Source organism: Shewanella sp. SM29 (genome assembly GCF_025654245.1).
In the GTDB taxonomy this organism is placed as follows: domain Bacteria; phylum Pseudomonadota; class Gammaproteobacteria; order Enterobacterales; family Shewanellaceae; genus Shewanella; species Shewanella oncorhynchi.
In genome coordinates, this window is the sequence record NZ_JAKKRN010000014.1 from 20414 (window position 1) to 42591 (window position 22178).

General features: G+C 45.4%; 15 protein-coding genes. 7 read left to right on the forward strand and 8 right to left on the reverse strand.

The genetic code is table 11. From position 1 onward, the window contains the following. Window positions 1-186: 186 nt before the first annotated feature. Window positions 187-1035 carry a D-hexose-6-phosphate mutarotase gene (locus L5L77_RS11440; RefSeq protein WP_263222752.1) on the reverse strand — a complete coding sequence of 283 codons (849 nt, stop codon included), beginning with the start codon at window positions 1033-1035 and terminating at the stop codon, window positions 187-189. A 246-nt stretch (window positions 1036-1281) separates the two neighbouring features. On the opposite strand from L5L77_RS11440, the gene L5L77_RS11445 reads away from it, so the two are divergent. From L5L77_RS11445 to L5L77_RS11455, 3 genes are all read left to right on the forward strand, one after another. Then, complete coding sequence (locus tag L5L77_RS11445) at window positions 1282-3072, forward strand: acyl-CoA dehydrogenase C-terminal domain-containing protein (RefSeq protein WP_263186556.1); 1791 nt, start codon at window positions 1282-1284, stop codon at window positions 3070-3072. A 396-nt stretch (window positions 3073-3468) separates the two neighbouring features. Then, entirely contained in the window at window positions 3469-5715 is a 2247-nt protein-coding gene (locus L5L77_RS11450) for a TonB-dependent siderophore receptor (RefSeq protein WP_263186560.1), read from the forward strand. Between the two features lie 242 nt (window positions 5716-5957). Continuing rightward, the gene (locus L5L77_RS11455) at window positions 5958-7097 is read left to right on the forward strand and encodes a patatin family protein (protein WP_263186557.1); all 1140 of its coding nucleotides are present in this window, start codon (window positions 5958-5960) and stop codon (window positions 7095-7097) included. 192 nt (window positions 7098-7289) lie between these two features. On the opposite strand, the gene asnB is transcribed toward L5L77_RS11455, so the two are convergent. From asnB to purM, 5 genes are all read right to left on the reverse strand, one after another. Next, window positions 7290-8954 (reverse strand): asparagine synthase B, encoded by a 1665-nt coding sequence (gene asnB, locus L5L77_RS11460; protein WP_105252850.1) that lies wholly within the window; start codon window positions 8952-8954, stop codon window positions 7290-7292. A gap of 598 nt (window positions 8955-9552) precedes the next feature. Further along, window positions 9553-11229, reverse strand: coding sequence for a M28 family metallopeptidase (locus tag L5L77_RS11465; RefSeq protein ID WP_263192453.1), 1677 nt, complete (start codon window positions 11227-11229; stop codon window positions 9553-9555). 232 nt (window positions 11230-11461) lie between these two features. Continuing rightward, window positions 11462-12208 carry an HAD-IIA family hydrolase gene (locus L5L77_RS11470; protein WP_028760358.1) on the reverse strand — a complete coding sequence of 249 codons (747 nt, stop codon included), beginning with the start codon at window positions 12206-12208 and terminating at the stop codon, window positions 11462-11464. Between the two features lie 159 nt (window positions 12209-12367). Further along, window positions 12368-13012: a phosphoribosylglycinamide formyltransferase gene (purN, locus tag L5L77_RS11475; RefSeq protein ID WP_028760357.1), complete on the reverse strand. Its 645-nt coding sequence runs from the start codon at window positions 13010-13012 to the stop codon at window positions 12368-12370. Beyond that, window positions 13012-14049 carry a phosphoribosylformylglycinamidine cyclo-ligase gene (purM, locus tag L5L77_RS11480; protein WP_113938786.1) on the reverse strand — a complete coding sequence of 346 codons (1038 nt, stop codon included), beginning with the start codon at window positions 14047-14049 and terminating at the stop codon, window positions 13012-13014. The genes purN and purM overlap by 1 nt, the downstream gene beginning before the upstream one ends. 330 nt (window positions 14050-14379) lie before the next feature. Here purM and upp point away from each other — a divergent pair, with 330 nt between their 5' ends. After that, window positions 14380-15006: a uracil phosphoribosyltransferase gene (upp, locus tag L5L77_RS11485; RefSeq protein ID WP_011789711.1), complete on the forward strand. Its 627-nt coding sequence runs from the start codon at window positions 14380-14382 to the stop codon at window positions 15004-15006. A 116-nt stretch (window positions 15007-15122) separates the two neighbouring features. On the opposite strand, the gene L5L77_RS11490 is transcribed toward upp, so the two are convergent. Then, window positions 15123-16442, reverse strand: a complete 1320-nt coding sequence (locus L5L77_RS11490) for a Na+/H+ antiporter family protein (RefSeq protein ID WP_173496537.1) — start codon at window positions 16440-16442, stop codon at window positions 15123-15125. Between the two features lie 385 nt (window positions 16443-16827). On the opposite strand from L5L77_RS11490, the gene L5L77_RS11495 reads away from it, so the two are divergent. Next, complete coding sequence (locus L5L77_RS11495) at window positions 16828-17433, forward strand: peroxiredoxin C (protein ID WP_006081247.1); 606 nt, start codon at window positions 16828-16830, stop codon at window positions 17431-17433. 100 nt (window positions 17434-17533) lie between these two features. On the opposite strand, the gene rnt is transcribed toward L5L77_RS11495, so the two are convergent. After that, the gene (gene rnt / locus L5L77_RS11500) at window positions 17534-18205 is read right to left on the reverse strand and encodes a ribonuclease T (protein ID WP_105252848.1); all 672 of its coding nucleotides are present in this window, start codon (window positions 18203-18205) and stop codon (window positions 17534-17536) included. A gap of 141 nt (window positions 18206-18346) precedes the next feature. Here rnt and motY point away from each other — a divergent pair, with 141 nt between their 5' ends. Together motY and L5L77_RS11510 are read left to right on the forward strand one after the other, a co-directional pair. Beyond that, a complete protein-coding gene (motY, locus tag L5L77_RS11505) occupies window positions 18347-19216 on the forward strand; it encodes a flagellar protein MotY (RefSeq protein ID WP_028760352.1) in 870 nt (289 codons plus the stop codon). A 760-nt stretch (window positions 19217-19976) separates the two neighbouring features. Next, a complete protein-coding gene (locus L5L77_RS11510; protein WP_263186558.1) occupies window positions 19977-22160 on the forward strand; it encodes a prolyl oligopeptidase family serine peptidase in 2184 nt (727 codons plus the stop codon). The last annotated feature ends 18 nt before the right edge of the window (window positions 22161-22178 follow it).

Consider the following 22178-nt stretch of genomic DNA (forward strand, 5'->3'; position numbering starts at 1 on the left):
GTTATAAAAACTTAGGTTATCGTAGTGATAAAACTCTGGTTTCGTAGTGATAAACACTCTGGTTTCGCAGTGATAGGTTTTGCAGTGATAAAAATGCCCAGTCCCAATTGCGTTGGCAAATAGGACTGGGCATTTTTGTGTGTATCGTTTTTTGACTAGGACATTAAGAGCTAGGATATTTAATCGTTAGTCTTTCCAGCGAATATGGGTCACTAAACTGTGGGTTTCACCTGGAGCAAGCACGACTTTATCTTCTAATACATTGGCCGCTTCTAGGCAGACCATGGTCAGATAATCCTCTGGATTAAATCGGCCAAGGCGTTGTGACTTTTCAATCCATGGGTTCCATAATACGGCGGATTGGCTGTTTTCACGGCTGACTTCGATTGTCCCCTGCGGCGTATGCAATAACTGCGCAGGGCCGAGATCGGTATAGACACGGTCTGTCTCACGATCAAACAGCACTTCATCCGTGTTTTGCGGATAAGGCCCTTGTGCAAATTCGATGTATTTTGACCCACTAAAACCGCTGGCTTTGAGTTGGTGGATATCCTCAATCGGGAAATAGCTGTGCAGCGCTTGGGTAAGCGTGACGGTTTCATCGCCTAAATTGGTATTCACAAGGCTAATGCTTAGGGTGTCGCCTAGGGTGAATAACACGCTGACCTCTGTGTTATGCGGCCAATAGATTTTATCTTGCTCACTGATTTTTAAGCTAAAACGTAAATCCACTAACTGATTACGCATTTCTACCGATCCCAGCGCCCAAATGCGGGTACGGGCAAAACCGTGTTGGGGAAAGTTCGCTTCACTACTCATGCCAAACCAAGGCCAGCATACGGGCACACCGCCACGGATCCCATTACCGGGTTGATAATCGTCAGCCGATGAAACCCACAGCAAAGGTGGTTTGCCTACGGATTGAAAATAGTCTATTTGCGCGCCCTGCAAAAAAATTCTTGCCTGACATAACGCCGTATTCACTTCGACATAATCGAGCCCGTTGGCGTGTTTTTTAGTAGTGACAGAACCCATAGTAGCAATATCCTTAACTCTGCTTGCATATCAGAAAAACAGGCAGTTAGCTTACAAAGTTTTCCGCGATAACATAAGGCTTTGTTGCGATCAATTTACGGTTTCGCTGTTCGTTTGTGTAAACAAAAGTCTGTGGCGGATACTGAGGTGCTTTCTTTTTCGGCAGATTTAGCTAAAGTGGTCAGAGCACCAAAGTGGTCAGATCACTTAGTTGAGTTGCAGTCTAACAAGAAAAGGGAAGCGATTATGCCAGTTTATCAAGCGCCGCTGCGCGACTATCAATTTATCCTCGATGAAATGTTAAATATTTATCAGCAAGATGCACTCAAGGGGTTCGATGAAATCGATCCAGATCTTGTCGATGCGATCCTGCAAGGTATGGCCGACTTTAGTACTGAAGTGATGTTACCGCTCAATAGTGTCGGCGATCTGCAAGGCTGTAAGTTGGTCGATGGTAAGGTGATTACACCGGAAGGATTTGATAATGCCTATCGGCAGTTTGTTGATAATGGCTGGCCTACGCTGACCTGCTCCCCTGAATATGGCGGCCAAGGCTTACCCGAAGTGGTAGGGATTTTTGCCACTGAGATACAAACGGCAACCAACATGGCCTTTGCCATGTATCCCGGTTTGACCCATGGCGCCTATGCCGCCATCCATGCCCACGGCAGTGATGCGCTCAAGCAAAAATATTTGAGTAAACTGGTTAGCGGTGAATGGACTGGGACCATGAATTTGACCGAGTCCCACGCCGGTACTGACTTAGCCTTATTACGCACCAAAGCCGTGCCAGTATCCGAAGGTGTTTTTGCTATCAGCGGTGAGAAAATTTTTATCTCCTCAGGCGATCACCAACTCACCGACAACATAGTGCACCTCGTATTAGCTCGTTTGCCCGATGCACCTGAAGGTGTGAAGGGCATATCTTTGTTCGCCGTGCCTAAAGTATTAGTGAATAACGATGGTAGTTTAGGCGCACCGAACACTTTATATGCCAGTGGCCTTGAACATAAGATGGGCATTCACGGTAACTCAACTTGTGTGATGGTATTTGAAGGTGCATTGGGCGAGCTTGTTGGCGAGCCGCACCAAGGACTGCGCGCCATGTTTACTATGATGAACCAAGCGCGTTTAGGCGTGGGCGTGCAAGGGCTGGGCGTCTCTGAAATCGCCTATCAAAATGCGCTAGCCTATGCCAAAGATAGATTACAGAGCCGCGCCTTAAGCGGTGCCAAAGCCCCCGAAAAAGCCGCCGATCCGATTTTGGTTCACGGCGATGTGCGCCGCATGTTGCTGTCGCAAAAAGCTTTCAATGAAGGCGCAAGAGCCTTAGTAGGACAACAAGCTTTGTGGCTAGATGAAGCTGAGCGTCATACCGATCCCGCCAAAGCCAAAGTTGCTTCCCAATTAGCGGCACTGTTCACGCCAGTGGTGAAAGGTTTTATCACTAACCGTGGTTTTAATGCCTGTGTCGATGCACAGCAAGTGTTTGGCGGACATGGTTATATTCATGAGTGGGGTATGGAGCAATTTGTGCGTGATAGCCGTATTGCACTGATTTATGAAGGCACTAACGGTATTCAGGCATTGGATTTAGTGGGGCGTAAGCTGCTTAGCGACCGCGGCGCGGCGATGCAGCAATGGTCGGCGTTAGTGACTGAGTTTATTAAGTCACATAGCACGAATGCGGCGATGCAACACTACGTGAGTGGTTTAATGGATTGTGCGGGTGATTTGCAAAAGGCTAGTGGTTATTTAGCTGCACAAGCTGCGACCAATCCAGACATTATCGGCGCAGCCTCTATGGCTTATCTGGAGTTATTTGGGGTGACTGCACTGGCATGGATGTGGGCCAGAAGTGCCGCGGTGGCATTAGCGGCGTTGGAGCAGGGCACCGAAGAAACCGCATTTTACCAAGCTAAATTGAAAACTGCCGATTTCTACATGGCTTACTGGGCGGTGCAAGGTCGCAGTCTGCGTAAGCAAATCGAGCAGGCGAGTGAAATGCTAACTCAATTGGATGAAGCTATCTTTTAAGCATTTACCCTATAGGCTGAGTTAAATCAGCTTAAGAACAGCACAACAACAGCCAAAAACCAGCGCACTGTCGCTGGTTTTTATTTTTATATCGTTTAAATATTTAACTTTTTGTTTTTATTAGGTTACACACAAATACATCAGCTTGATGCTGTGCGTCTCTTTCTCATTCCACATAAAAACTTCCATCGAAGGTTTGTGTTACTGGCGCTCTCTTTCGTTTGAGTCATAACCAAACATAACAAGGATTATGTGGGCTGATGTCGATGATTTATTAAACGCCTTTCACAATTGTGTAAATTCAAATGATAATTATTGTCATTCGTAAATCATTCTTTATAATGACGGCCAATTCGTTTGAATACATTTGTAAACCCTTTGGTTTATGCCATTTTTATGCGCTCGCGCTGGGGACATTCTGTGAAGACTCGTTTCGCCTACTCATTAATCGCACTTGCACTCGCTCAACATCAGTCGGCATTTGCCGCTGAAACCGTACTCGATAAAGAGGCTCCACAGCAGACCTTGTCTACGAGCTCACCAGTTCCCAGTCCTGCATCGACTCAATCCGCAGCCGATGGGGAGATAACACTCGCAGCACCTGAGCGTATTACCGTCCATGGCCGCGCGATGCAAATGTACGTCGATAAAGAAACAACGGTTGGCACTAAGACGGCGATTAATGTGATGGAATTGCCGCAGTCGGTGCAAGTGCTGACCGAGCAGTTAATCGTTGACCAAGCAGCGCGCAATATTACCGATTTATACCGCTCAATCGCTGGCGTAAGTGAGTTCAGTTATTCTGGCGTGACCTTTCGCGGTTTCCGTGACGATGCCAACGTCTTTTATGATGGGGTAAAGGGCGATCCCTATTCGGGATTTTCTGTGCCGCAACTCTTTAATGTGCAGCGGGTTGAAGTGTTAAAAGGCCCTGCATCCGCACTTTATGGCGGCGGTGAACCCGGCGGCATGATCAACTATGTCACTAAAAAACCAACCTTTGTCGAGAGTAAAGAGCTGACCTTAAGTACGGGCAGCGAGGATATGATGGGCGGCTCGCTGGATTTCACCGGTGGCTTAACCCAAAATCTTGCCTATCGCTTTGGCGCCTATTATCAGCAGGAAGATAGCTTTCGAAATAATGCCGATAGCCAAAATGCCGAAGTGGCGGGTGGGTTACTCTACGAAATCAGTGATGATACTAAGCTCACTACCACTTTCGATATTATTAAGCAGGATTTAGGTGGCAATCGACTGCGCGGCGTTCCTGTCGATAATGACGGTAACTTCCTGGTTGCGCCATCCTATAATGCCAATGAGAAGAGTGACTTCCAGAAGATGGATGCACTGGTGCTGCAATCGATTCTCGATCATCAATTTACCGATAATTTCTCGGTCAAGACTCAGATCCGTTATCTGAATAATGATTCGACGCAGCAATATCATGAATCGAGAGGTTGGGCGACCTTAGATGCCAATAAAAAGCCCATTATGGGTGATGGCACCATTAAGCGTGAATACCGAGTTCAAGTACGGGCTAATGATGAAATCAGTTTAACCAATGATTTTGTCTATGCATTCGATGCTTTAGGTTTTGAACATGAATTCCTGTTCGGCGGCGACTATCACTATGTCGAAACCGAATATCAGTACAAATTGGCGACTGATAAAGATGGTGTTGGTAACCTGAATATTTTTGACCTTAACTATGGTGAAACCAACCCTAATAGTTACAACTTGAAGGATAAAAATACCGATGGTACCCGCGCTAACCGTTACGGCATTTATGTACAGGAACATCTGCACTTTAATGAACAGTGGTCATTGATTGCTGGTTTGCGTTTTAGCCAGTTTGATGATTATGATAAAAATACCGGGTTCTCTTTCAGCGATAACGCGATAACGCCAAGAGCAGGGCTTAATTATCGTCCAATCGATTCAATGTCCTTTTATTTGAATTACTCAGAGAGCTTCAATCCAGCATCTTTAACCAATCAAGCTGAAGATATTGGTGACGGTTTCCTCGATCCAGAAACGGGCAATCAAATTGAACTTGGGATGAAAAATGAATGGCTTGATGGCCAGTTTATGACCACGCTTGCTGTGTATCGTATTGAAAAACAAAATGTCGCCCAAGCTAACCCTTTAGATACTGGCGATGACGATGGTATTCCCGCTTTACTTAATTTGGGTGAAGTACACAGTCAAGGCCTTGAATGGACGCTGGTGGGGGATTTAACCGATAACCTGACCGTCACGGCAAACTATGCCTATAACGAGACCGAAGTGGTTAAAGGGGTAACGAACGACAGTTTAACCAATACGTTTGATAGTAAGCACTTTGCCAATGCGCCACGCCATCAAGCAGGGATATGGACCCGTTACGATATCAATGCACTCGATTCGGCGATTGCCTTTGGCATGGATTACGTGGGTGAACAGTTCAGCCTCGATGGCCAAACGGTGAAGCCCCATACGATTTTTGACATGAGCTGGACGACCCAGTGGGATCAAACTCAAGTTCGCTTAAATCTTAAAAATATCTTCGATAAAGAATATGCCGTCAGTGGTTTTAGCGAGCGTAATGGCCATTTCCCCGGTGAGCCGCGTAATATCACGCTTGAACTGAGTCATAAGTTTTAATGCATTGATGTAAAAATAGCTTGTTCGTTAATGATGATGAGCAAGCTGGAGCGAATGGGTTAATCTTGCGCGAATAACCGCCGTAGCTCTCTGTCTGTATTCGTGCCTTTAGCATGGATTAACCTTGTGTAACTATCATCTTAATAGTGTTTACCTATTAAGATGATAGTTTCTATCCGTTATATTTTCTCATTCAGCTTGTTTAGACTCGCCTTATATGAATTATTCGATAAGGTTTTCCTATGCACGCCGTCAGCCACTTAACCTCCAAAGACGCTCAATCTAACGCTAGCCCACAGGTGGCCCTGATTGCAGAAGGTGGCGGTCAGCGGGGTATATTCACCGCAGGCGTGCTCGATGCTTGGCTTGATGGCGGATTCGATCCCTTTGATTTGTTTATCGGTACCTCAGCAGGCTCACAGAATCTCAGCAGTTTTTTGGCCCGCCAAAAGGGTTATGCCAAGCGCTTAATCCGCGGTTTATCGCGTCATAAACGCTTCTATCGACTCGGTCGCGGGTTAGTCGGCGGCAATGTAGTCGATTTAGATTGGTATTTTGAGCAGACTCGACAAGGGATGTTTAAATTAGATCTTAACGCGGCGACAGCCTCACTCGGTCATCGGCAGTTACTGATCACCACCACTAATGCCAGTGATCGCAAAGGTTATTTTTTAAGTCCAAGCAGTAAAGGCCAGTGGCGCGAATTGCTAAAAGCTTCTAGCGCATTACCATTTTTATATAAACAAGGGGTGAAACTCACGCCTTGGCTGAGTGACAACGCCTGTAATAGCGACAAGGCTTCTAATAACGGCGCGGCTAATCATAGCGCTTCTGATAACAGCGCCTCTGATCATGGCGCTGCATTAAGCGAAGGTATTGATAGTGATTTTTATCTCGATGGCGGCTTAGCTGCGCCTTTACCTGTGCGTGAGGCCTATCGTCGAGGTGCCCGCAAAATTGTGGTGATCCGTACTGTGAGCGAGGATTTTCAGGCGCAATCGGCTTGGGTTCACAAATTAAAATCTTGGATTTGTGTTTCTGGCTTTTGCCCGAAAACCATAGATTACTTAGTGCAGCACGAACAAGCCTATCAGGATGAATTGGACTTTATCGCTAATCCACCAGAGGATGTGGAGATAGTGCAGATTTTTGCTGCTGAAAATTTGCAAAGTAAATTGCTGGGCAGTACCGATGCGGATTTACGCCATGATTATCATGCGGGGCTGAGTGCTGGAAAGCAGTTTTTAACCCAAGATCCGATGGCATTGACGCAGAGTAATGCTTATTTTCAAACTCAAGTGCAAACCAACGACAAGACTCAAATTCATACTAACGCTCATACTCAGGCTCAAATCCAGCCATTCAGTGCGCTGTCGGCCTAGTTTGGTATTTTAGCTAAGTCACCATTTTGTACGCGAGTAAGCAATAAAAGTAAAAAGCATTAAAATACAAGCGCCACCCTAGGGTGGCGCTTGTGGTTTGCAGTTTTAACCAGTTCATCAATCTAATTAACTTAGCTCATCAATCTAGCTCATCAACCTAATTTATGAACTTAGTCCTTCAACGTTAGGCTATTAATAACTTGAGGTGTGCACTGAGCGTACGGCTCGGCCCGATGGGTCGATAATGCCGCGTAAGCTTTCGTCCCAAGCCAATGCTTCTGGCGTTGAACAGGCGACGGATTTACCGCCTGGAACCGTTTCTGCAGCGCCGCTCAGTGGATAATGTTCCTCAAAGAAGCAGCGATAGAAGTAGGCTTCTTTGGTTTCTGGCGTGTTGTATGGGAAACGGAATTTCGCGTTCGCCAATTGTAAATCATCCACCCGCGCTGCAGCTTGTTCTTTCAAACCGTCAATCCAAGAGTAGCCCACTCCGTCACTGAATTGTTCCTTTTGACGCCACGCCACTTCTTTTGGCAATTTATGCTCAAAGGCTTTACGCAGAATATGTTTCTCAATACGGCCATCCTTAGACATTTTCGCTTCAGGGTTGATGCGCATCGCCACATCCATAAACTCTTTATCGAGGAAGGGCACGCGAGCTTCTAATCCCCAAGCGGCCATGGCTTTGTTGGCTCGCAGACAATCGAACAGATGCAGTTTATCGAGTTTGCGGACTAACTCCTCGTGGAATGCCTGTGCGTTTGGCGCTTTATGGAAGTATAAATAGCCGCCAAATAGTTCGTCAGCACCTTCACCCGACAACACCATTTTAATGCCCATCGCTTTGATTTTTCGCGCCATTAAATACATTGGCGTGGCAGCACGTATGGTGGTGACATCGTAGGTTTCTAAGTGATAGATCACTTCTTTAATCGCATCTAAGCCTTCTTGGAAGGTGAAATGGATCTCATGGTGAATCGTACCAATCGCTTCGGCGACCTTTTTGGCGGCGATTAAATCTGGCGCACCTTCAAGGCCGACGGCAAAGGAATGTAACTGTGGCCACCAAGCGTTGGTTTCGCCATCGTCTTCAATGCGGCGTTTAGCAAAGGTTTGCGTCACGGCGGAAATGATCGATGAATCTAAGCCGCCCGACAGCAACACACCATAGGGCACGTCTGACATTAATTGGCGCTTGACCGCCGCTTCTAATGCGTCACGCAATTCTTCTTGGCTGGCTGGGTTATCTTTAACCGCATCATAGCTTTGCCAATCGCGAGTGTAGTATTTCACCGCAGCGGCATCGCTTGAGTACAAATATTGGCCCGGTAAGAATTCTTCTACCGTTTTACACACTGGCATCAAGGCTTTCATTTCGGAGGCAACATAGAAGTTACCCGCAGCGTCACGGCCCGTGTATAGCGGGATAATACCCATGTGATCGCGGCCGATAAGGTATCTGTCTTGGGCTTTGTCATATAACACAAAGGCGAAGATACCGTTTAATTTATCAAGAAATTCAGTGCCGTATTCTTGATACAGCGCCAAGATCACTTCGCAGTCAGAGTTGGTTTGATAGCTGTACTTATCGCCTAATTGGGCTTTCAATTCTTTGTGGTTATAGATTTCGCCGTTGACCGCAAGGATCAAGCTGCCATCTTCGGTCAGCAGTGGCTGGGCACCGTGTTCAATGTCAACAATCGCTAAACGTTCGTGGGCAAGAATTGCCTTATCACTGGCATAAATACCTGACCAGTCAGGGCCACGGTGGCGCATGAGCTTAGACATTTCTAGCGCGACTTGGCGCAGTTCTTTGGCATCAGATTGGATATCTAAAATCGAAAAGATTGAACACATAGTACAACTCCCACACTGTCTGTCATTTGAGGATGTCTCAATTGAGGTTTAATGTGCCAGCAATTTAGGCATTTGCCAAACACTATTTTTGATGTTTTATCTGTTTATTGACGCTTTTGTTGATTTAGGTGTTTATGTTTTATGGTTTTATTTGAGAATAATTCATTTAATTCGAGTTATTTTTGATGATTTGTTTTTATTTTTTGATTTGGTGTGAGGGGTTTTGGGGAATTCACAATGTGTTTTAAAAAAGTGTCGATGACAGAAAAACCGTTAAAAAAGACCATAAATAATGAGTTGGCTCGTTTAAGTGTTTTATTTTTAATCAATTAATGCGTCGAGTTTGACATCAACAAATGGCATAAGCCTATTCATAATGGCGTTGTGGAATGGATATTTCGCGATAACTGCATTTTTGTGAGCTGAAAACAAAAAAGCACGTGAATGGTTCACGTGCTTGTAGGTCTTGTTTGGCGCTTTGGCTGGCGCAGGAGGCTCTTTATTCAGCTGGCGCTTTATTTCACAGGTGCGACTAGCAGGCGTCAATAAGAGACGACTAACCCAGCTGCCTTTCGTAAGAAGCCACTGACTTAGCCTGTTATTTTGCGTCCGTTACCAGCGTTGTTTTGGCTGGGCGCAGGCTATTGAATTCTGTGCCTTGATAATATCCCGGCCAATCTTCACTGTTGCCCAATGTGCGTGTGACTTGGTAGTAGATTTGCAAGTCTTGCAGCGCGCCGCTCAAATCCCAATCTTCACGATATTCATCGCAGACATTGTGATAACAGCCTTTCATTGTCGCTTGCATCTGAGTTTTATAAGCAGCCGTGGCTTCATCAACGGGGTCGCTACCGCCGCCGGCAAAGACGGCGGGCACGCCTAGTTTGGCAAAGCTGAAATGATCTGAACGGAAGAAACCGCCCGAAGCGGGATTTTTCTCACCCATGGCGATGCGGTTTTGTTGTTTAGCCGCATCGATAAGATAAGTTTCTAACTCAGATTTACCTTTGCCGACGATGGTAAAGTCTTTGGTTTTGCCATAGATATTAGTGCTGTCGAGGTTTAACACTGCCACGGTTTTGTCGATAGGATAAAGTGGATTAGCGGCGTAATAGCGTGAACCGAGTAAGCCCTGTTCTTCACCTGTGGTGGCAATAAAGGTGACCGAGCGCGCTAAACCATGGCCTTGTTTCGCATTGTCGGCTAATTGTCTGGCGATTTCGAGAATGCCGGCAGTGCCCGAGGCATTATCCATTGCACCGTTATAAATCTGATCGCCTGCTTTTGTCTCGTCTTTACCTATGTGATCCCAATGGGCGGTGTAGAGGATTTGCTCGTCGGCTTGTGTGCTGCCGGGGAGTGTGGCGACCACATTGTAGCTATTCGCGTATTCGGCTTTATTTTTAAAGGCGATGTTGGCCGTTTGTTCAAGGGATAAATTGATGGGGCTGTCGGCGGCGCGTGCCATTAAATTAGGCAGTGATAAACCGGCTTTATCGAACAGTTGTGTAGCTGCGTCCAGTGTAAGCCAGCCTTCGACTTGGATACGGCTATCTTGTTCTGCTTTACTGAGGACCAGATCTTGCTGTGGTCCAGTCCAACTATTTTCTATCACGGACCAAGGGTAAGAGGCGGGCTCGGTATCATGGATAATCAGTGCGCCGAGTGCGCCTTGTCGACTGGCCTCTTCAAATTTGTAGCTCCAACGGCCGTAATAGGTCATGGCTTTGCCGTTGAATTTACCCGAGTCAGGGCGAGCAAAGCCGGGATCGTTCACTAAGATCACCGCGATTTTGCCTTTCATGTCGAGATCTTGGTAATCATTCCAACCATATTCAGGGGCGTTCACCCCATAGCCGACGAAGACTAATGGCGCGTTCTCAATACTAATACCACCGTTATCGTGGCGACTGCTGAGCACTAGATCTTTTCGGTATTTAAAGGGTAATCCTGCCAGCGTGACTTGCTGCGCTTCATCTGCGGTATAGCTCACCATAGGCACAGGTTGTAAAAAGCTGCCTTGGTACGCGCCCTTGAGTCCCATCTCTGTAAAGGCTTTGGTCAAATAATCCAAGGTGAGTTTTTCACCGTGAGTGGTGGGCGCACGGCCTTCAAATTCATCGGATGACAGGGCTTTAATATCATTTCTAAAGCGCGCTTCATTAAACTGTACTGGTTTGAGTTCAGCCAAAGTGCTGTTGCCATCAGGCTCTGATACATTTGGACTACAGGCACTGAGCATGGCCAACGCACAGAGGGGATACAGACGTCGCATAGGTTAATCCTACTGTTGTTTTAATTACGGTATTTTAGATTTATGTTAATCAATCAGAAGCGAGGCTTATCATGAAGCAAGCCGCTGTGAGCCACAAGGCTGAGAAGAAGGCGAATATGTTACTTAATGTTGCTTTACCCTATGCAATACGCCTTTGGGCGAGGCGTGTTGCATAGGTAATGTTTAAGCGACTGGCAAGGATGAATTGCTAGACGTAGGATTAGACATCTGTTTAAACAACGTCGATATCGCCAGCGCAGGCAAACACATGGTTCGGGCGGAAGGGTTCTTTGTCGATATCTTCGAGCTTACTCACACCACTGGTGACCAGAATGGTTTCAAGCCCAGCTTGGAAGCCCGCCAAAATATCGGTACGCATATTGTCGCCTATGATGACAGTATCTTCCGAGTGTCCATCAATATGATTAAGCGCCGAGCGAATAATCCAAGCACTCGGTTTGCCCACGTAGAAAGGTTTCTTACCGGTAATACGTTCGATGGGTGAGCAGAGTGCACCACAAGCAGGGCTGTAGGCTGGACCGTGAGTATCGGGGTTAGTGGCAATAAAGCGCGCGCCGCGTGCGATGAAGCCTGCCGCTTTATGGATCATCTCCCAGTTGTAGGAGCGGGTTTCACCGACAATCACAAAATCGGGATTAATATCGGTAATGGTAAAGCCTGCTTTGTAGAGTTCGTGGGTGAGGGCGCCTTCGCCAATGACATAGGCCTTGCTGCCTTCTTGGTGTTTTAAAAAGTCGGCGGTGGCCATGGCAGAGGTGTAAAAGCATTCTTCAGGAATATCAATACCAGCGGCACTTAAACGGTTTTGCAGATCCTTACCCGTTTGTACGGGATAGTTAGTCAATATCACTAACGGATTGCCTTGCTCTAAAATGCGCTGGATAAATTTGTCGCTGCCGGGGATCAGTTTATTGTCGTGCAGTAGTACACCATCGATATCGCAGATAATATTTTTCATCTAATAGTCTCTTGTCATGCCGATCAAAAATCACTTTTTCGTTAAGTTATCTAATGCCACATTGCCTAAGAAAACAATGCTTTTGTTGAAAATAGTTAAAAAAATAGAGACCAGAAGGTCTCTATTTTTTTGATTGGTACAACTTACTATCAAGTGGAACTAATCGGGCGCGTAACCGCTTGGGCCGATAAGGTTGCCATCGAGATAGGCTTGGCCATTTTGCATGTTAAGACGTTGCTGACTAAACCATTTCACCACGAGCGGATAAATGGCATGTTCTTGCTCATGCACGCGGGCGGCGAGCATATCAGCCGTATCGTCTTCATAAACAGGCACTTTGGCCTGTAAAATCACCGGGCCTGCATCCAGCTCAGGCGTGACAAAATGCACGCTAGCACCATGTTCGCTATCGTTCGCGTCTATGGCACGTTGATGGGTGTTTAAGCCAGTATATTTAGGTAGCAGCGAAGGATGAATATTGATCATGCGACCTAGGTAATGATTCACGAAATCATCAGTTAAGATCCGCATAAATCCCGCCAGCACGATTAAATCGGGCTGATACTTTTCAATCACAGTCATTAAACGTGCATCGTATTCAGAGCGAGATTCACCTTGGTGAGCTATCACGCAGCTGGTATCAATTTCGCCATGATGGGCGCGCACTAGGCCATAGGCATCGGGTTTATTACTGATGACTCCGACAACTTCGGCCTGCAGATTATCGTCGCAACCGTCGATAACCGCTTGCAGGTTACTGCCATTTCCGGAAATTAATACAACTACACGACAGCTCTGGGGCATTACAGGATCTCCACTTGCTCTTCATTGCCTTCACGATGTGCGATAGCACCGATAAGCCATGCTTGTTCGCCTTCTGCAGCCAGTAATGCAAGTGCTGCATCCACTTTATCGGCTGGCAGCGCAACTAACATGCCGACGCCACAGTTGAAGGTGCGATACATTTCGTATTCTGCAATGTTGCCATTTTCCATTAACCAACTGAAAACAGCAGGCCATTGCCATGAATCGCCTTGGATAACCGCTTTTAAATTATCTGGCAGTACGCGCGGGATGTTTTCCCAGAAGCCGCCGCCAGTAATGTGCGCCATCGCATGGACATCAGATGCTTCAATCAGTTTGAGCAATGATTTTACGTAAATTTTGGTTGGCTCAAGTAGATGTTCAATCAGCGGTTTGCCGTTGAGATCTTGTTGAGGGTCTGCTTGGCTCACTTCTAATACTTTACGTACTAAAGAGTAACCATTTGAATGAGGGCCGCTTGAGGCTAATGCAATAAGCGCATCACCCGCTGCCACTTTGCTACCGTCAATAATGTCGGCTTTTTCAACTACACCCACGCAGAAACCCGCTAGGTCGTAATCTTCACCTTCATACATGCCTGGCATTTCAGCGGTTTCACCGCCAATTAACGCACAACCAGATTGGAAACAACCTTCGCCGATGCCGTTGACGACGGACGTTGCCGTTTCAACATCAAGCTTGCCTGTTGCGTAGTAATCGAGGAAAAACAGTGGCTCAGCGCCTTGAACGATCAGATCGTTCACACACATGGCGACTAAGTCTATGCCGACAGTGTCATGTTTTTTATAGTCGATAGCTAAACGTAATTTAGTCCCAACACCGTCGGTGCCAGACACTAAAACCGGTTGTTTGTATTTAGTGGGGATTTCACATAGGGCGCCAAAACCACCTAAGTTGCCCATAACTTCTGGACGACGGGTACGTTTAACGGCTGCTTTAATGTTACTTACCAGTGCATTACCTGCATCAATATCAACGCCGGCATCTTTATAGCTCAGTGGGGTAGGTGTGCTCACGGAGGGATCCTCTCGGGTACATCGTTATTGGATTTTATGCGGCGGTATTCTACCAGCTTGTGCTAGGGGTCGAAAGTCATGATTTGGATTTATGCCCCTTGGCGGAGTTTTTTTGGTCTGAATGCGAGATATTCTATTTTTAGAGGTCTTGAGTTTGGTCACAAAATAGTAAATCACAGTAGGTATCTTAGACGATTGGGGATTATTCTTGCGAGATAGCTCACGATTAGACCGAATGGCAAAACTTTCTGTTTTACCTAGTAAACAAATCAACTAGAATCTGAAAAATTTGCCTAAAATAATACGCCGAAAAATAAGCAGGAGAGAAAAATGAAAGTTGTCGAGGTTAAACATCCTTTAGTGCGTCACAAAATCGGTTTAATGCGCGAAGGTGACATTAGCACTAAACGTTTCCGTGAACTAGCCGCCGAAGTGGGTAGTTTATTAACCTATGAAGCTACCGCAGATTTCGAAACTGAAACGGTGACGATTGAAGGCTGGAATGGTCCGGTTGAAGTCGATCAAATCAAAGGTAAAAAAGTCACTGTCGTACCAATTTTGCGTGCGGGTTTGGGCATGATGGACGGCGTACTCGAGCACATTCCAAGTGCGCGTATCTCAGTTGTCGGTATTTACCGTGATGAAGAGACCCTTGAGCCTGTGCCTTATTTTGAGAAGCTGGCCAGCGACATGAACGAGCGTATCGCCTTAGTTGTCGACCCTATGTTGGCGACGGGTGGTTCTATGATTGCGACCGTCGATTTATTGAAAAAGCGCGGTTGTACTTCAATTAAGGCCTTAGTGCTAGTGGCTGCGCCTGAAGGCATTAAAGCCTTAGAGGCAGCGCATCCGGATATCGAACTATATACTGCCGCTATCGATAGATGCTTAAACGAGAAAGGTTATATCCTGCCTGGTTTGGGTGATGCGGGCGATAAAATCTTTGGTACTAAATAATCGTTCCTGTGCTTGTTAACATGCCTATTCATATCGCTTGTTAATATTTGGGCGCTCGATCTAAAAGGCCGAATTGCAATACAATTCGGCCTTTTTATTGAGTGTGTTGTCCGGTGTTACAACACCATTGCTGCAATCCAACCAAACACTAATAGTGGAATATTGTAGTGGATAAATGTTGGTATCACGCTGTCACGAATGTGATCGTGTTGACCATCGGCATTCAAACCTGCAGTGGGACCTAAGGTGGAATCTGATGCTGGCGAGCCCGCATCACCCAGCGCGGCGGCAGTGCCAACTAACGCGATTGTGGCCGCTACTGAAAAACCAAAACTTAATGCCAATGGTACATATATCGTCGCGATAATTGGAATGGTGGAGAAAGACGACCCAATTCCCATAGTGATCAGTAGACCAACCAGTAACATCAAGAAGGCTGCGAGGGCTTTATTATCCCCAATGATGTCGCTAAGCGAGGCCACAAGCGTACCCACTTCACCGGTTTCTTTCACTACAGCGGCAAAGCCTGCGGCTGAAATCATGATAAAGCCGATATTGGCCATCATTCGCACACCTTGGTTGAAGATATCTTGGTCGGCGACATGCTTCAAGGCACCCGAAAAACTGAAAATCATGAAGCCGACTAAGGCACCAAAAATCATAGAGTCAGTTTCAAGTTGTACGACGAGAGTGGCTAATATCGCCAGTGCAGCAATGATGATATTGCGTTTGTTGAGATTTTCTTCAGGTTCAGCGACTAACACTTTTGCCTCGTCGTAAGTCCGAGGTTTACGGTAACTGATGAATACTGCTGTGAGTAACCCTACGACCATACCCGCCGCTGGAATTAACATGGCTGGCGGAATTTGCTCGCGAGCAGCGGCTAAGCCATTGCTGGTTAAGTTGGAAAGCAGAATATCATTTAAGAAAATGCCACCAAAACCAATCGGTAAAATCATATAGGTGGTGACTAGGCCGAAGGTGAGAACACAAGCCACAAGGCGGCGGTCGATGTTCAGTTTGGTCATCACATGTAAGAGTGGTGGCACTAAAATCGGAATGAAGGCGATATGGATCGGTAAAATATTCTGTGAAGCCATCGACATAACGAGTAGCGATAACAGCAGTAACCAGCGTACCCAGTTAGTGTTAGTGGGATTAGGATCTTGTCCAAGGCTACTAATGATGCTTCTAGAAATCAGCGTCGTTAAGCCTGAATGCGATAGTGCGACAGCGAAGGCGCCTAATAATGCATAACTGAGCGCAATTTGTGCGCCGCCACCTAAGCCTGTATTAAAGGCATCTATAGTTTGGTGCAGATCCATTCCGCCTACCAATCCCGCCACGAGGGCGCTCACGGTCAGGGCAATAACCACATTCACCCTAGCTAAACTGAGTGCTAACATTAAGCACACTGCAATTACGACTGCATTCATTATCAATTTTCTTAATTCTTTAAGCCAAAGGAGCTATTTTCGACTGCAAAGGCAGTGGATGTCCAGTTTGCCGAGGGCTTATCTGAAAAATATCTGAAAATGTGATCATGCTGGGTTTTGTCTGTTAGCCGAATGTGGATTGCTCCGCACACTCGGTACGCAGAATGCTCTATCCTTAGTCAGGCAAAACGGAAATACCCTTGAAAAATGTGATATTGGTCTTAAATAGGTTGTAAGGCACAGCACACGACTTATAATGCCTAAGGATTTGATTGGTAAGAACACCTTTTAATCAGTAAGGATTTAACTTGACCTAGGTTGAGAACATACTGGCTAGAAGGCATCTTGCCTTACACTTAGTTCAACTCATAGATGGAGATATAAAATGAGCGTATTAGTAGGCCGTCAGGCTCCTGATTTTACTGCTGCAGCTGTATTAGGTTCTGGCGAAATCGTTGATAGCTTTAACTTGACTGCAGCCATCAAAGGCAAACCAGCCGTCGTATTCTTCTATCCACTTGACTTCACTTTCGTTTGCCCATCAGAGTTGATCGCTTTTGATCACCGTATGGAAGAGTTCACTAAGCGTGGCGTAGAAGTGATTGGTGTGTCTATCGATTCTCAGTTTACCCACAATGCATGGCGTAACACCCCAGTTGAAAAAGGCGGTATTGGCCAAGTTAAATACACGCTAGTGGCTGACGTTAAACATGAAATCTGTAAAGCATACGATGTTGAGCATCCAGAAGCGGGTGTGGCTTTCCGTGGTTCATTCTTGATCGACAAAGAAGGCATGGTTCGTCATCAAGTCGTTAACGATCTGCCATTAGGCCGTAACGTTGATGAAATGCTACGTATGATCGATGCACTGCAATTCCATGAAGAGCACGGTGATGTTTGTCCTGCTGGTTGGGAAAAAGGCGATAAAGGTATGAATGCAAGCACTGAAGGTGTTGCTGCTTACCTGTCTGAAAACGCAAGCTCACTGTAATTAGTACTTTTCTAATCACAGTCGCCTGTTAAATGAAAAAAGCTGCCAATGGCAGCTTTTTTGTTTTTCATTGCTGAAGATCTATTGTTAACTGTTCAATTTATTCCACAGTACCGCTTTCTGCATCCTGCGCATCCACAGCCAGTAATGGCCAGCCACCTAATGATTTCCAACGATTCACGATATGACAAAAAAGCTCCGCGGTACGTTCGGTATCATATAGCGCCGAATGGGCTTCTTTATTATCGAAGGGAATACCCGCCATAATACATGCCTTGGCAAGTACGGTATGACCAATGGCGAGTCCGGCGAGCGTTGCTGTGTCAAAGGTGGCAAAAGGATGAAACGGCGAGCGTTTTAAGTCGCAACGTTCTATCGCCTTACTCACAAAACCATGATCGAATGCCGCATTGTGCGCCACTATGATACTGCGATGGCAGTCGGAGGCTTTTTGGGCTTTCTTCACGGCTTTAAATATTTCTAAAAAGGCTTCTTTCTCGCTCACCGCTCCCCGTAACGGATTAGTGGGATCAATACCGTTGAATGCTAACGCTTCGGGTTCTAAATTTGCGCCTTCAAAGGGCTCAATGTGGAAGTGTAGGGTTTTATCGATTCCTATCACACCTTCATTGTCCATTTTTAGTAGGGTGACGGCAATTTCTAGCAACGCATCGGTTTGAGAGTTGAAGCCCGCAGTTTCGACATCAATAACTACGGGAAAGTAGCCTCGAAATCGGTATTTCAATTTGTTCGCGTCGCAAATGTCACTCATAAAGTACTCAAGAAAATTCACAGGGCGCTATTATGCTAAATGTGTTGGGGTGTGTCATGCTTGATTGGTGGTTTTATGAGCTAAAGGAACTAAATAGTTTGCCGATAAAGCCATGTAACCGATTAAACATGAGTAAAGGCTATGTGGCGAAAACTGATATTAGTATCAATTTTATGCGTTCCAGCAACTGCAATGGCAGAGTTGCGCCATTATGTCGCCTCTTTAAGTGATTCCCAGTGGCGAGTGAGTGAAAATACTCCCATCGTCTGTCGCCTTGAGCATGATATTCCTTCTTACGGTAAAGCGATTTTTACCAGTGAAGCGGGTAAACAGCAGAATATGACTTTTACCTTAGATATGTGGGTAAAACCTGATCAAGTGACGCAGGCGAAATTAATTAGCCGCGCGCCGCAGTGGCGTCCTGGTGTGGTATCGAAAGAGATCACTTCATTACATTATCAAAAGTACTTTAACGGTGAAGTGCCTAAGCGCGCAGCTTGGTCTATGTTGGCAGAGTTGAGTCGCGGTATGGAACCAACGTTTTACTATGCTGATTGGTATAACGAGTCGAATAAGATAGCTGTGGGTTTGTCTTCAGCTAATTTTGGCCGTAAATATACTGAGTTTAAAGCTTGTCTAGCGCATTTATTGCCCTATAGCTTTGAAGATATCGCTTTTACTGTATTAAATTACGATGAAGGCGGAACCGATTTAACTCGTTTCTCCCAGCAACAACTGTCTCGGGTGCAAGAATATTTAGCTTATGATCCCTTGGTAGAGTTAGTGCTGGTGGATGCATATACCGACAGTTATGGTGGCCGTTCAGTAAACCAGAAAGTATCGGATACACGAGCTGCGTCGGTAAAAGAGTTCTTTGTTGCCAGTGGTATTCCTCAAGATCGTATTGTCACATTCGGGCATGGTGAGCGTCGTCATGTGGCTTCCAATGATGATATGGATGAAAGGGCGCGTAACCGTCGCGTTGTTATACGGATCAGTAAACCTTTTTAGTGATTTTTTTACCTAGGTTTTAAGTGTTTTCCAATGCCAAGTTTATGACTTGGCATTGTCGTTTTTAAAAGAAGGAGAGTTCAGGCAGTATGCCACTTTAATCGAATGATTCGCTCAATTTGCGAGTATGGGTAAAAATAATGAGATTTTTTAATTTGTAGTGATGACATATCCACCTCAACAAGTACTGCAGAAAGCGAGAGTGGGATAAGTACGAGTAATATCGATGATGTATAAAACTTGGCCGTTGCAATAATCAGGATTGTGTTTGAAATGCTAAAAAAAAGCCCGCTTAAACTAAGCGGGCCGCAAAAATAATGCATTTGCAATCAACAAATTGAAGGAAGGAAGTCAAGCATAAGAACCAGAAAAGAAACTGAAGTGTTGGGAACACACCAGTTTAAAAGTTCTTTGTTTTCGATATCTGCAAGCAGTTATCTCCTGAAAACAAGCACATTCTATTGGGAAACCTGTTGTAAAACAAACGAGAAAAATTGCCCATAAACATTAGTAATTCTAATGGCTACAAAGGTGATTTATATCACTTAAGTCACTATTTACCTTGATTAATAACTTATAACTCACTATTAATGCATAATAATACACTTCAATAAGCTTATCCTTGCTGCTATTTTGTTAAATTCACGATACAGCTTAAAAAACTTCATATTAAGTTACGCCATTGCCATGATTTTTTTTGCTTGTATAGTACTTGCTGAAAAGGCCTTAAGCCCGAAACCATAAGAAGGACGACAACACGATGGCATTAAGATTTCGCCTTGCAAAGCAAGGTTTGTTAGTGGCCACATTGGGGATGGCACTCGGTGCCTGCCAAAGTGGCAATGCACCTGAGCAAAATTCGACTGAGCAGGCAAGCGCAACTAAACTCGTTTACCCTGTTACTGAAAAAGATGACCTCGTCGAAACCATTCATGGTGTCGCTGTGGCCGACCCTTATCGTCATCTGGAGGCCAATACGCCTGAAACTGAAGAGTGGGTAAAAGAACAACAAGACTTTGGTCAAGCCTACCTCGCTAAGATCCCCAATAAACAAGCTGTGGTCGAACGTATTACAGAACTTTGGAATTACGAAAAAGTCTCTGCTCCGTTTGAAAACGGCGACAATCAATTTTACTACCGTAATGATGGCCTACAGGCGCAATCGGTTTTGTACGTTAAAGGTTTAGATGGTGTTGAAAAGCCTGTTCTTGACCCAAATAAACTGTCTGCGGATGGTACTGTTGCCTTATCCGGCGTTGCTGTGAGTAATGACGGTAAAATTTTAGCCTATGGCGTTTCAAATTCTGGCTCAGATTGGCAGCAATGGCAGTTCGTTGATATTGCAACCGGTAAGAAACTGGGCGATGAACTGAAATGGATTAAATTTTCTAGCGCAGTGTGGGATAAAGAAAACCAAGGCGTGTTTTATGCCCGTTATGATGCCCCAGCAGGGGGGGATGTCTTAGCTGACGTTAATTTTAACCAAAAAGTGTATTACCACAAATTAGGCACAGACCAACATCAAGATCTATTGATTTATGAGCGTCCACAGAATAAAGATTGGGGCTTTGGCATTGATGTCTCTGAGAAAGGTGAATACTTATTACTGTCGATTTCTCAAGGTACGGATAAGCGTAATCGTTTCTTCTATAAATCGTTATTTGAGCCTAAATCCCAAGTGGTGGAATTGATCCTCAAATTAGAAGCTGAATATGAGTTTCTCGGTAATGATGGTTCAGTGTTTTATTTCAAAACTGACTTAGAGGCACCTAACGGTAAAGTGATTGCGATTGACACCCGCAATAGTGATAAATCGCAATGGCAAACGATTATTCCTGAGTCTAAAGATCCGATTAATAATGTCGCCATTATTAATGACCATTTAGTGGTGAGTTATTTACATGATGTGTTAGGTCAATTATCGATTTACAGTATGGGTGGTCAGAAGCGTCAAGATGTGGCATTACCTGGTCTTGGCAATGTGACAGGGCCTTTTGGTAAAGCCAGCAAAGATTATTTCTACTATGTGTTTAATAGTTATATTCAGCCTGAAACCACCTATAAGTTTGATTTTAAAACTGGCGGTTCAACCGTTTTTGCTAAACCCAAAGTCTCGTTTAATCCCGATGACTATGTTTCTGAACAGGTTTTCTATAGCAGCAAAGACGGTACGCGTGTGCCTATGATGCTCTCCTATAAAAAGGGCTTAGTGAAAAACGGTCAAAATCCGACATTACTTTATGCCTATGGTGGTTTTGCCATTTCGATGACACCACGTTTTAGCCCTGCCAATATCGCTTGGTTAGACATGGGTGGCATTTATGCCGTGCCGAGTTTACGTGGCGGTGCTGAGTATGGCGAAAGCTGGCATCAAGCGGGGATGTTCGACAAAAAGCAAAATGTGTTTGATGACTATTTTGCTGCTGCTGAATATCTGGTCAGCGAAAAATACACCAACAGCTCTAAACTCGGTGCCTATGGCCGCAGTAATGGTGGTCTGTTGATGGGCGCTGCTGTGACTCAACGTCCTGAACTTTTTGCTGCCGTATTACCTGCGGTGGGCGTGTTGGATATGCTGCGTTTCCACAAGTTCACTATTGGTTGGGCTTGGACGAGTGAATACGGCAGTGCCGATAAAGCAGAGCAATTCCCTGCGCTATTGGCTTATTCGCCCTATCACAATGTAAAAGCGCAAGCTTATCCTGCGACTATGGTAATGACTGCGGATCATGATGATCGTGTTGTGCCATTACACAGTTTCAAGTTTGCGGCCATGCTGCAGGAGAAACAGCAGGGCAATAAACCAGTCATTATGCGTATTGAGTCAAATGCTGGTCATGGAGCGGGTAAGCCCACGGCGATGAAGATCGACGAATTTGCCGACATCTACAGTTTCTTGTGGCAGAGTTTTGGCTTAACTTTGCCACAAGCTATCGCAAAATAACTAACTATGTTAATAAAA

Excerpts from the sequence above, each read along its gene's own strand:
- L5L77_RS11440 (WP_263222752.1), bottom strand. The coding sequence starts at position 1,035 with ATGGGTTCTGTCACTACTAAAAAACACGCCAACGGGCTCGATTATGTC.
- L5L77_RS11445 (WP_263186556.1), top strand. The coding sequence starts at position 1,282 with ATGCCAGTTTATCAAGCGCCGCTGCGCGACTATCAATTTATCCTCGAT.
- L5L77_RS11450 (WP_263186560.1), top strand. The coding sequence starts at position 3,469 with ATGCGCTCGCGCTGGGGACATTCTGTGAAGACTCGTTTCGCCTACTCA.
- L5L77_RS11455 (WP_263186557.1), top strand. The coding sequence starts at position 5,958 with ATGCACGCCGTCAGCCACTTAACCTCCAAAGACGCTCAATCTAACGCT.
- asnB (WP_105252850.1), bottom strand. The coding sequence starts at position 8,954 with ATGTGTTCAATCTTTTCGATTTTAGATATCCAATCTGATGCCAAAGAA.
- L5L77_RS11465 (WP_263192453.1), bottom strand. The coding sequence starts at position 11,229 with ATGCGACGTCTGTATCCCCTCTGTGCGTTGGCCATGCTCAGTGCCTGT.
- L5L77_RS11470 (WP_028760358.1), bottom strand. The coding sequence starts at position 12,208 with ATGAAAAATATTATCTGCGATATCGATGGTGTACTACTGCACGACAAT.
- purN (WP_028760357.1), bottom strand. The coding sequence starts at position 13,012 with ATGCCCCAGAGCTGTCGTGTAGTTGTATTAATTTCCGGAAATGGCAGT.
- upp (WP_011789711.1), top strand. The coding sequence starts at position 14,380 with ATGAAAGTTGTCGAGGTTAAACATCCTTTAGTGCGTCACAAAATCGGT.
- L5L77_RS11490 (WP_173496537.1), bottom strand. The coding sequence starts at position 16,442 with ATGAATGCAGTCGTAATTGCAGTGTGCTTAATGTTAGCACTCAGTTTA.
- L5L77_RS11495 (WP_006081247.1), top strand. The coding sequence starts at position 16,828 with ATGAGCGTATTAGTAGGCCGTCAGGCTCCTGATTTTACTGCTGCAGCT.
- rnt (WP_105252848.1), bottom strand. The coding sequence starts at position 18,205 with ATGAGTGACATTTGCGACGCGAACAAATTGAAATACCGATTTCGAGGC.
- motY (WP_028760352.1), top strand. The coding sequence starts at position 18,347 with ATGTGGCGAAAACTGATATTAGTATCAATTTTATGCGTTCCAGCAACT.
- L5L77_RS11510 (WP_263186558.1), top strand. The coding sequence starts at position 19,977 with ATGGCATTAAGATTTCGCCTTGCAAAGCAAGGTTTGTTAGTGGCCACA.